This window comes from Geomonas silvestris, from assembly GCF_014193515.1.
GTDB classification, from domain to species: Bacteria; Desulfobacterota; Desulfuromonadia; order Geobacterales; family Geobacteraceae; genus Geomonas; species Geomonas silvestris.
Genome location: NZ_BLXX01000008.1, coordinates 182,675 through 194,024, shown reverse-complemented (window position 1 = coordinate 194,024; position 11,350 = coordinate 182,675). Strand labels below are relative to the sequence as shown.

9 protein-coding genes are annotated in these 11,350 nt (G+C 60.7%); 8 read left to right on the top strand and 1 reads right to left on the bottom strand.

The window, feature by feature from the left end; translation table 11 throughout:
- Nucleotides 1-470: 470 nt before the first annotated feature.
- From GMST_RS13950 to GMST_RS13940, 3 genes are all read left to right on the top strand, one after another.
- Complete coding sequence (locus GMST_RS13950) at nt 471-2,123, top strand: AMP-binding protein (protein WP_183355291.1); 1,653 nt, start codon at nt 471-473, stop codon at nt 2,121-2,123.
- 104 nt (nt 2,124-2,227) lie between these two features.
- Nucleotides 2,228-3,418: a M24 family metallopeptidase gene (locus GMST_RS13945; protein WP_183355290.1), complete on the top strand. Its 1,191-nt coding sequence runs from the start codon at nt 2,228-2,230 to the stop codon at nt 3,416-3,418.
- Nucleotides 3,419-3,641: 223 nt separating this feature from the next.
- A complete protein-coding gene (locus GMST_RS13940; protein WP_183355289.1) occupies nt 3,642-4,967 on the top strand; it encodes a citrate (Si)-synthase in 1,326 nt (441 codons plus the stop codon).
- A gap of 482 nt (nt 4,968-5,449) precedes the next feature.
- Here the strand turns inward: GMST_RS13940 and amrA are convergent, their stop codons facing one another.
- Nucleotides 5,450-5,998 (bottom strand): AmmeMemoRadiSam system protein A, encoded by a 549-nt coding sequence (gene amrA / locus GMST_RS13935; RefSeq protein ID WP_183355288.1) that lies wholly within the window; start codon nt 5,996-5,998, stop codon nt 5,450-5,452.
- A gap of 962 nt (nt 5,999-6,960) precedes the next feature.
- Here amrA and ndk point away from each other — a divergent pair.
- The 5 genes from ndk to GMST_RS13910 all read left to right on the top strand — a co-directional run bounded on the left by ndk (nt 6,961) and on the right by GMST_RS13910 (nt 11,345).
- A complete protein-coding gene (ndk, locus tag GMST_RS13930) occupies nt 6,961-7,374 on the top strand; it encodes a nucleoside-diphosphate kinase (protein WP_183355287.1) in 414 nt (137 codons plus the stop codon).
- 63 nt (nt 7,375-7,437) lie between these two features.
- On the top strand, nt 7,438-8,475 hold the full coding sequence (rlmN, locus tag GMST_RS13925) for a dual-specificity RNA methyltransferase RlmN (protein ID WP_183355286.1): 1,038 nt from the start codon (nt 7,438-7,440) through the stop codon (nt 8,473-8,475).
- A gap of 88 nt (nt 8,476-8,563) precedes the next feature.
- Nucleotides 8,564-9,427 carry an S-methyl-5'-thioadenosine phosphorylase gene (gene mtnP, locus GMST_RS13920; RefSeq protein ID WP_183355285.1) on the top strand — a complete coding sequence of 288 codons (864 nt, stop codon included), beginning with the start codon at nt 8,564-8,566 and terminating at the stop codon, nt 9,425-9,427.
- A 161-nt stretch (nt 9,428-9,588) separates the two neighbouring features.
- Nucleotides 9,589-10,506, top strand: coding sequence for a PfkB family carbohydrate kinase (locus GMST_RS13915; protein ID WP_183355284.1), 918 nt, complete (start codon nt 9,589-9,591; stop codon nt 10,504-10,506).
- Nucleotides 10,507-10,601: 95 nt separating this feature from the next.
- Nucleotides 10,602-11,345: a tetratricopeptide repeat protein gene (locus GMST_RS13910; protein WP_183355283.1), complete on the top strand. Its 744-nt coding sequence runs from the start codon at nt 10,602-10,604 to the stop codon at nt 11,343-11,345.
- The last annotated feature ends 5 nt before the right edge of the window (nt 11,346-11,350 follow it).

The window sequence follows — 11,350 nt, the reverse complement described above, 5'->3', positions numbered from 1 at the left end:
CCTAAATTTTAGTCAGCTGAAATTGACCCGGTAAAGAGTAAAAAAGACTGCTAAAACAGCTAGTTATTGAAAGGTGCCGATTCTTCGCCGGAAAATCTGTCAAGCTTTTTCTGGCCGGATCCTGTTTACGTTTTCCTGGGAGCGGGTTCCCTTTCATAAGCGGTATCGGCAACAAACGGTTTCTTATTTAAATGGAGGAAGGGGGTTGGAGCCTGATTGCCTGGGCCCTGGTAACCTCTTCCCGCTGCCGCCGCGCTGCGGTTCTTTTCCCTGACCCGCTTTATAAAGGACCTTAGTGAAGAAGACAAGCTTCCTGTTTCTCAAAGGTTTTGGCTCCCGCGTCGCCTGGGGGCGCCTCCCTTAATTCTTGACATGCCCGGGGGGCTATGGTAAGTGGTAAACTCCTTTATTATCAACAAGTTAAATACCGTCGATGAAAAGTTTGATGAATTGAAACAAGGAGGGTGCCCATGTCGCAACAACTTGATTTTACTGTCGGTGCTCTGCTCGACGACGTCGCCGCGCGCTTTCCGGATCACGAGGCGCTGGTCTATGTCGAGCGCGGGCTCCGTTACAGTTACCGGGAGTTCAACGAGCGCTGCCGCGAGGTGGCCAAGGGACTCCTGGCCCTGGGCATCAAGAAGGGGGACCACCTTTCGATCTGGGCCTACAACGTACCGGAGTGGGTGGTGCTGCAGTTCGCCACCGCAAAGATCGGTGCGGTGCTCGTTACCGTTAACACCAACTACAAGTCGGCGGAGCTCGAGTACATCCTCAAGCAGTCCGACTCCAACACCCTTTTCCTGGTGCAGTCCTTCAAGGACACCGACTACGTCGCAACCCTGAACGAGGTGGTGCCGGAGCTTGCCGCGAGCACCCCCGGCGCCCTGAAGAGCGCGAAGCTCCCCTTCCTTAAGAACGTGGTCTTCCTGGGGGAGGGGGAACGCCCCGGGATGCTCGGCTTCGAAAAGCTGGTCCAGCTGGGGAAGACGGTGCCGGACGCGGCGCTGGCCGAGGTGGAGGCGAGCCTCGACAAGCACGACGTGATCAACATGCAGTACACCTCCGGCACCACCGGGTTCCCCAAGGGGGTCATGCTGACCCACTTCAACGTGGTGAACAACGGCTTCAACATCGGCGAGTGCATGCGCTTTACCGAAAAGGACCGGCTCTGCATCCCGGTGCCGTTTTTTCACTGTTTCGGCTGCGTCCTGGGGGTGATGGCCTGCGTGACCCACGGCTCCACCATGGTCCCGGTGGAGGTCTTCGATCCCCTGAAGGTGCTCACGGCCATCGAACAGGAGCGCTGCACCGCGGTGCACGGCGTCCCCACCATGTTCATCGCCGAACTGGAGCACCCCGAGTTCTCCCGCTTCGACCTCTCCTCCCTGCGCACCGGGATCATGGCCGGCTCCAACTGCCCCATCGAGGTGATGCGCCGGGTGATCCGCGACATGCACGCCTCGGAGATCACCATCGCCTACGGGCAGACCGAGTCCTCCCCGGTGATCACCCAGACCCGCACCGACGACCCCATCGAGTTGAAGGTTGCCACCGTGGGGCGCGTGCTCCCCAACGTGGAATTGAAGATCGTCGACATCGAGACCGGCGCCGCGCTCCCGCCGGGGAAGCAGGGGGAGCTCTGCACCCGCGGCTACCTGGTGATGAAGGGGTACTACAAGATGCCCGACGAGACCGCCAAGGCGATCGACGCCGAGGGGTGGCTCCACACCGGGGACCTGGCGGTCATGGACGAGAACGGCTACTGCAAGATCACCGGCCGCATCAAGAACATGATCATCCGCGGCGGCGAGAACATCTACCCGCGCGAGATCGAGGAGTTCCTCTACACCCACCCGAAGATCTCGGACGTCCAGGTCTACGGTGTCCCCGACCGCAAGTGGGGCGAGCAGGTCATGGCCGCCGTCGTGCTCAAGAAGGGGGTGGAGCTGGACGAGGAAGAGGTGAGGGAGTTCTGCCGCGGCAAGATCGCCAACTACAAGATCCCGCGCTACGTCCGCTTCGTCGAGTCCTATCCCATGACCGCCTCGGGGAAGATCCAGAAATTCAAGCTGCGCGAGATGGCCATCCGCGAACTGCAGCTCGCAGGGGAGGGGGCCTGACCGAAGGGGCCATCCCGTATACGTCATATTGACGTCCCCCGCGTTTCGCGCTATCTTTCCTGCTCCTCTTCCGGAACTCATGAGGAAGAGGGGCAGGAGGGAGTGTGCGCTTTACCCCGAAGAACGAACTGGAATACCGTTACCGCAGACTGCAGGCCGAGATGGCGCGGGCCGGCCTCGACGCCGTCGTCATCCTGCAGAATGCCGATCTCTTCTACTTCACCGGCACCACCCAGACCGGCAACCTCTACGTACCCGCCGCGGGGGCCCCGCTCTACCTGGTCAAGCGCAGCTTTTTGCGGGCCCGGATGGAGAGCGCGCTCTCCGAGGTGGTCCCCTTCAACTCCCCCAGCGAGCTCCCCGGCATCGTCGCCGGCCACGGGCACCAGACCCCCGAGCGAATCGGGCTCGAGCTCGACGTCCTGCCGGTCAACCTCTTCGAAAAGTACCGCTCCCTCTACCCCAACGCCCGCTTCGTCGACGCGAGCCCGCTGATCCGCCGGGTGCGCGCGGTTAAGACCCACTACGAGATCCACATCCTCCAGGATGCTGCGCTTCAGGCCGACAAGGTGTACCGGCGCTGCGCCGAGGTCCTCAGGGAAGGGGTGAGCGAGGTTGAGCTTGCCGCGGAACTTGAGCGCGTGGCGCGCCTGGAGGGGCACCAGGGGTATCTGCGCATGCGCGCCTTCAACGGCGAGGTGGCCTGGAACCATGTCCTGGCCGGCCCCGACGCGGCGGCCCCCGCCTTTTCCAACACCCCCCTGGGGGGGATGGGGCTCACCCCGGCCTTCGGGCAGGGGGCCGGTTTCAACCGGGTAGGGCGGGGCGAGCCGGTCATCGTCGACTTCGCGAGCTACCTGGACGGCTACCTGGTGGACCAGGCGCGCGTCTTCGCCGTGGGGGAGGTCTCGGACCGGATGCGCCGCGGCTACGACGACATGCTGGGGCTCGAGGAGTTCATGATCCGCCGCGCCGGGGAAGGGGCGACCTGGAGCGAGATCTACGAGGCGGGGTGCGCCGAGGCGGCCAGGCTCGGCTACGCCGAGAACTTCATGGGGGCTGCGGGGTGCCAGGTCCCCTTCATAGGACACGGCGTCGGCATCGAGATCGACGAATATCCTTTCATCGCCCGCGGCTTTGCTCAGGAGCGCCTCGAAGTTGGGATGGTTTTCGCCCTGGAACCGAAGCTGGTGTTTCCCGGAGAGGGTGCCGTTGGCATAGAGGACACGTTCTATCTCTCCGAGCAAGGCATAAAGAGACTCACCTTCTCAAACCAGGATCTGGTAATCCTTTAGAAAATAGGAAATTGTAAACAAAAGGGTAGAACGCGATTTTTTTATATTGAAATTAGCTTGAGGCAATGGTATACATTTGAAAAATCTGTGTATACAGTATACTTCCTTGAACGCAGCCGGTCGCAAGGCGGGAGATGCCCGGCACGGTGTCGAAGAGGGTGGCAGTTAAAGATCCTAATTTCTTCAGTTAGCACTTAACCCCCAACCGAAAAGGAGAACCGAGATGAGTCAATTGAAAGAGAAACTGCAGGAGAAGATTCAAGCTCACCGCCCCCGCATTACCCGTCTGACCAAGGAGTTCGGTTCTGTGGTCATCGACAAGGTCGACATCGGTCAGTGCATCGGCGGCGCCCGTGACATCCGCTGCCTGGTGACCGACATCTCCTATCTTGACCCGCAGGAAGGTATCCGTTTCAGGGGCAAGACCATCCCCGAGACCTTCGAGGCACTCCCGAAAGCGGCCGGTTCCGAGTACCCGACTGTAGAGAGCTTCTGGTACTTCCTTTTGACCGGCGAAGTTCCGACCCCGGACCAGGTCAAGGCGGTTGAGGCTGAGTTCAAGGTTCGCCAGCAGGTTCCCGAGTACGTCTACACGGCTCTGCGCGCTCTCCCGAGGGACAGCCACCCGATGGTGATGCTCTCCGTCGCCATCATGACCATGCAGAAGGAATCCAAGTTCTGCGGCTTCTACAACTCCGGCAAGTTCAACAAGATGGATGCCTGGGAATACGTCTACGAAGATGCCAGCGACATCGTGGCCCGTATCCCGGTCGTCGCAGCCTTCATCTACAACCTTAAGTACCGCGGCGACAAGCAGGTCGCCATCGACCAGAACCTCGACATGGGTGCGAACTTCGCCCACATGATCGGCCAGAGCGACCAGTACAAAGACGTAGCCAGGATGTACTTCATCCTGCACTCCGACCACGAGTCCGGGAACGTCTCGGCCCACACCACCCACCTGGTGCACTCCGCGCTTTCCGACCCGTACTACGCCTACGCCGCAGGCCTCAACGGCCTCGCCGGCCCGCTGCACGGCCTTGCCAACCAGGAAGTACTCGGCTGGATCATGGACTTCCAGAAGAAACTCAACGGCGCCGAGCCGACCAAAGAGAACGTCACCAAGGCCCTTTGGGATACCCTCAACGCCGGCCAGGTCGTTCCGGGCTACGGCCACGCCGTTCTGCGTAAGACCGACCCGCGCTACACCGCACAGCGCGAGTTCTGCCTGAAGACCCCGGGCCTCAAAGAAGACCCGCTGTTCAAGCTGGTCGCCATGATCTTCGAGACCGCCCCGGGCGTTCTCACCGAGCACGGCAAGACCAAGAACCCCTGGCCGAACGTCGACGCGCAGTCCGGCGTCATCCAGTGGTACTACGGCGTCAAGGAGTGGGACTTCTACACCGTCCTCTTCGGCGTGGGTCGCGCCCTGGGCTGCATGGCGAACATCACCTGGGACCGCGGTCTGGGCTACGCCATCGAGCGTCCGAAGTCCGTCACCACCGACATGCTCGAGAAGTGGGCTGCCGAAGGCGGCCGCAAGATGTAAGGATTGGGCTTAGGCCCGCAAAAAAGGGGGACGCCGCCGGCATCCCCCTTTTTTTGTGCCTGGGAGGTGAGAGAAATGCCCCGGCTACCTTGTGCCTGGATTCACCGAGTCGTCTGTCATCTGCAGGTGGCAAATTACTTTCTGCTCCCGATAGGCTATCGGTAGCTCCATATAGGTCATTGGGAGCCCCCGATAGCCTATGGGCAGATCCCGATAGCCTATGGGCAGATCCCGATAGCCTATCGGTAGCCCCCGATAGCCTATAGATAGCTACCGACAGCCTCTAGGGAGTTCCCGATAGCCTATCGGTAGCACATAACGATTACTTTCTCTTCGCCTTCACGACGGACAGGCCGTTTTCTGCTTCAAAAGAAAAGCCCCCGGATTTGGATCCGGGGGCTTTTAGGCGCGGTACTGGTTCACATGCGGGAGATACTATTTGGGGTGGCAGAAAGTGGGGAAGGGAGGAAAGCTCCCCGGAACTACTTCTCTCCGAATACCTCCGCGGTGAAGACGTAGATGTCGGCGCCTTCCTTCCAATCGTCCTGTTTGAGCCCGGCCTTCTGGGCCGTCTTGCTCAGGAAGGTCTCCCGGTTCCAGCCATGCTCGACTGCGACCTGGGGGAGCAGCACGCCGCGCGAGAAGTTCTTCTCCAGGTACAGTCCGTGCCGGCCAACCTCCACCTCGTCCGGGTTCTCGATCTTCGCCAGCGGGGAGAGTACCGAGATCTCCAGGTCGAAATCGACCAGGTCCTCCTCCTTCATCGGGTAGAAGCGCGGGTCGTGGATCGCTGCCGAGGCGGCCATCTCCTGCACCAGCTGGTACAGGGGCTTTTCGGAGGTGAAGTTCCCGATGCAGCCGCGCAGCTCCCCCTGCCGTTTTATGGTGACAAAACAACCCTGCTGCACGCTCAGGGTGTCCCGGGTGACCTCGCGGCTGGCCAGCCTGCCGGTGCGCACGGTGCTCGTAATTGCCTCGCGTGCCAACTCCAACAACAGTTTACGATCTGCAGTACTCAGTGATTCGCTCACAAGCTCCCCCCGGACGGTATATTTCTATTTCTAATGGGTAGTCGTTGTTTAATTGAGCAAAGGTAATATATTTGTGCGTTGTTTACAAGAGGGAATGCGGGGTTTTAACGGCCCGCAACCGCTTACCGCGGCACCCCTTGGCGGCGTCAGGTTAATGAGCGGTGGGAAGGGGGGCGGGGCCGAAGTCGGTTTCCGGAGGTTTCCGAGGGGGGAGCGGGGGGAGCGGGGGGCTCCCGGAGATTCATAAAGCGAAACACATCTCGTAAACGGTTTTTCTGTCACCCGGCCGCCGCCGGAAACCCTCCCTCCAGCGGGGGAAACCACCTCTGGAGCGCGCCGCCGTATAACGCAAGGGTTCAGAGTGAATCCCGCGCAGCGCTTGCTGTGCCGCGCAATTCCGCGGCACAGCTAACGAAATCCTGCTCGCGCCGGGGGATGGGAGATTTTTGTCCAAAGAAAAGCACAAAACATCTTTAAAAAGTATTGACTTTATCCTGAAAGCTAGTATATTCGCCCTTTGTTACGTCACAAAAACCAAATGCGCTGTGCGCAGTAATGGTAAATTCCAAAGGAAAAGAGGAAAAAATCAATGAAAAAACTGATCTCTATGGCTCTCTGCTTGGCTCTGGCTACCGCTTTCGCTGCTGGCTGCAAAAAGAAAGAAGAAGCTCCGGCTCCGGCTGCTGAGCAGGCTGCACCGGCTGCACCGGCTGCTCCGGCTGCACCGGCTCAGGCTCCGATGTCTTCTGCTAAAGCTGCTCCGGCCGCTCCGGCTGCCCCGGCTGCTCCGGCAGAGAAGAAGTAATTCGAAGCAGGCCTGGCCTGATTCAAAAAAAGCCCACAGAGCGATCTGTGGGCTTTTTTTCGTCTGCGGAACCTCCCGTTTTGCCTTGACAATCCGCGAGGCGAGATGCTAAACATAGCGGTCGTTTACAATCATATTTGAGCCTGGAGGCAAACCTATGGAAAGAACATTCGCAATCATCAAGCCCGACGCAGTGGAGCGTAAGGTTTCCGGTAAGGTACTGGCCATGATCGAAGAGGCCGGTTTCAACATCGTGGGCATGAAGAAGATCCAGCTCTCCAAGTGCGAGGCCGAAGGCTTCTACTACGTGCACAAAGAGCGCCCCTTCTTCGGCGACCTCTGCAGCTTCATGTCCCGCAGCGCCGTGATCGTTCTCGCGCTCGAGAAGGAAAACGCCATCGCCGACTGGCGTGCGCTGATGGGCGCCACCAACCCGGCCAACGCCGACGCGGGGACCATCCGCAAGGAACTGGGCGTGAGCATCGAGGAGAACACCGTGCACGGCTCCGACTCCCCGGAATCCGCGGCGTTCGAAATCCCCTACTTCTTCAGCCAGCTCGAACTGGTCTAGATCAGGCACTCTACGAGGTACCAAAGGCCCTTCTTTGCGGAGGGCCTTTTCTATATTCAGCGCATGGAAAAAATCGATATCAAGAATTTCACCCTGAAGGGCCTGGAAAGCTACATCGCCGGACTCGGCAAGGAGCGTTTCAGGGCCAAGCAGATCTTCAAGTGGCTCTACCAGATGGACGCGACCGGGTTCGACGAGATGACCAACGTCTCGAAGGAGTTCCGGGCACACCTGGAGCAAACGGCCACGATCTCGAACCTGGTCCCCGAGGTGGTCGAGGCCTCCGACGACGGTACCAAAAAGTACCTGTTCAGGCTCTCCGACGGCATGAGCGTGGAAAGCGTCCTGATCCCGGACGAGGGGCGCAACACGCTTTGCATCTCGAGCCAGGTCGGCTGCGCCATGGGGTGCGCCTTCTGCCTCACCGGCTGTTTCGGCCTGACCCGCAACCTGACCACCGCGGAGATCGTGAACCAGGTCTGCGCCGTGAAGCGCGACGACCCGGTACGAAACATCGTCTTCATGGGGATGGGGGAGCCTCTGGCGAACCTCGCCGCGGTGATCCCGGCGGTGGAGATCCTCACCGACCCGGACGGCTTCCAGTTCTCTACCCGCAAGGTCACCGTATCCACCTCGGGGCTCGTGCCGCAGATGGCTGAGCTGGGGCGCGCCGTGACGGTCAACCTGGCGGTATCGCTCAACGCGACCACCGACGAGGTCCGCTCGCAGATCATGCCGGTGAACCGCCGCTATCCGCTCAAGGAGCTGCTCGCCGCCTGCAAGGCGTTCCCGCTCCCCTCCAGGCGCTGGATCACCATCGAGTACGTCATGATCCGTGACTTAAACGACACCCTGGAGGACGCGAAGCGCCTGGTAAGGCTGATCAGCAACATCCCGTCCAAGGTGAACCTGATCCCCTTCAACGAGCACGAAGGGTGCGACTTCAAAAGCCCCACCCAGGAGTCGATCGACCGGTTCCACAAGTACCTTTTGGACAAAAACGTCACGGTGATCACCCGCTCCAGCCGCGGCTCGGACATCTCGGCCGCCTGTGGGCAGCTGAAGGGGCGCCTGGACGAGTTGATCGGGCAGGGGGAGTAACCCCTTTCGCGGCGGGGTGGGCGACCGTCCACGCCGCGAAAGGTACCTAACGCTACTTTTTTCTATTACGTTATTCAGGAGGCTTGGCATGGCAGAGGTAATCGGCGTCATCGGCGGCAGCGGGCTTTATGAAATGGAGGGGATGACCGATATCAAGCAGGTAACGGTCGACAGCCCCTTCGGCCGGCCCAGCGACGACTACATCACCGGGATGCTGGACGGCGTCCCCATGGTGTTTCTCCCCCGCCACGGCAAGGGGCACCGCTTCACCCCGAGCGAGGTGAACTACCGCGCCAACATCTACGGCATGAAGAAGCTGGGGGCGACCCGGATCATCTCGGTCTCGGCGGTGGGGAGCCTGCAGGAGGAGATCGTCCCGGGGCACATCGTGATCCCGGACCAGTTCATCGACCGCACCCGCGGCTCCCGCAAGGACACCTTCTTCGGCAACGGCATCGTGGGGCACGTGCAGTTCGCCGACCCGGTCTGCGCCGAGCTCTCCGAGAAGCTCTACCAGGCGGCCCAGGCGGCCGGCGCCACGGTGCACAAGGGGGGCACCTACGTCTGCATGGAAGGCCCCGCCTTCTCGACCCGCGCCGAGAGCCACCTCTACCGCTCCTTCGGGGCGTCCATCATCGGCATGACCAACCTCACCGAGGCGAAACTCGCCCGCGAGGCGGAGCTCTGCTACGGGGTGATCGCGCTCTCGACCGATTACGACTGCTGGCACCAGGCCCACGAGGACGTCTCGGTGGAGGCGATCATCGCCATCATCAAGGCGAACGTCGCCATGGCGAAGCAGATCATCAAGAAGGTGGTGGGGCAGATCCCCGCCGAGCGCAGCTGCCCCTGCGCCTCCTCGCTGCAGTACGCGGTGATCAGCGACACCTCGGTGATCCCGGTCGAGACCAAAGAGAACCTGGACCTCCTGCTCGGGAAGTACCTGAAGTAGCCGCCGAGGATGGAGAGTTCCCGCTTGCGAAGTAGGCTAGGGGAGCGGGCGCTGCGCCCTGACGCGCCATCCCTGCCAGCCCCGCCCCGATCGCGGGTTCTTTCTCAAACCTTAACCTCAACCTGTTTTAACAACCTCAACCTGATTTTCCGGGAGGACATATGAGCATACTTGTGGTCGGTTCCGTAGCACTCGATTCCGTGGAGACCCCCTTCGGCGTGCGTGAGCGCGTCTTGGGCGGCTCCGCGACCTATTTCGCCACCTCGGCGAGCTTTTTCACCGACGTGAACCTGGTGGGGGTGGTCGGGGAGGATTTTCCCCAGGAGCACACCGATTTCCTCACCTCCCGCAACATCGACCTGACCGGCCTCTCCAAGGTCCCGGGCGAGACCTTCCACTGGAAAGGGCGCTACGGCTACGACCTGAACGAGGCGCAGACCCTGGAGACCCATTTAAACGTCTTCGCCAGCTTCAAGCCGGTGATCCCGGAGCAGTACGCGGACGCCGAGTACCTGATCCTCGCCAACATCGATCCGGAACTGCAGATGGAGGTCCTGAACCAGGTCAAAAAACCCAAGGTCGTCGCCTGCGACACCATGAACTTCTGGATCTCCTCCAAGCCCGAGGCGCTCAAGAAGGTGATCAGCCGTGTCGACTTCTTCATCATCAACGAAGGTGAGGCGCGCCAGCTCTCCGGCGAGGCGAACCTGGTGCGGGCCGCCCGCAAGATCCTCGACATGGGGGTCAAGAACCTGATCGTCAAGCGCGGCGAGTACGGCGTCTTGATGTTCAACGGCGCCACCGTCTTCGCCGCCCCCGCCTTCCCGCTCGAGGAGGTCTTCGACCCGACCGGGGCAGGCGACACCTTCGCCGGTGGATTCATGGGGTACCTCGCCAACACCGGTAACCTCACCGATGAAGGGGTGCGCCAGGCGGTGGTGTTCGGCAGCGTGATGGCCTCCTTCAACGTCGAAGCCTTCAGCCTGGACCGCCTGAAAACCCTCAGCTACCCGGAGATCGAGGCGCGCTACCGCAGCTTCAAGCGGATGACCCACTTCGAAGGTGTCTCCGAGCTGTAGGGCCGACCGGCCGGACTTAGGCGGTTTCATTGACATTACTTCGCCGATCTGTTAATTTTTGACGGAACTTGCGGGAATCTTTCAGGTGAGGCGCCATGCCGCGTTTATTCATCTTCATCGTCGTCTGTTTGCTTTCAGCTTCCGGATGCGCTGTCAATCAGGCCGCCAAGAACAAATCCCTCTACCACTATCAGATGGGACAGTCCTTCTATGCGGAAAACAACTTCACCGCCGCGCTGGTGGAATACAGTGAGGCGGAGAAGCTCACCCCGAAAGACCCAGCACTCCTGAACGACCTGGGGCTCGCCTACTTCCGCAAGGGGCGCTACGACTTGGCCGAGCTTAAGTACCTGCGGGCCATCGAGCTCAAGCCGGACTTCTCGGAGGTGCGCAACAACCTTGGGGTCAACTACCTCGAGATGAAGCGCTGGGACGATGCCATCGTCCAGTTCAAGAAGGTGCAGGACGACATCTTCTACCAGGGACAGGACAACGCCTCGATCAACCTGGGGCTCGCCTACCTGGGGAAGGGGGAGCACCAGCAGGCGCTTGCCCTTTTGCGCGGCGCGGTGGGGAAAAATCCGCTCGATCCGCGCGCCAGGGTGTACCTGGGGCGGGTCTACTTCGCGATGGACAAGCCCGACCTTGCCGTCGGCGAGTACCGCAAGGCCCTGCAGTTGAACGCAAGCTACGCGAACGCGCACTACTACCTGGCACTGGCCCAGGTGAAGCTCAAGGACAGTGCCGGCGCCAAGCGCTCCTTCAAGGAAGTGATCCGCATAGCTCCAGATTCCGAGATCGGGCAGCTCTCCAGGGAATACCTGGACCTGCTCAAGTGAGGCGA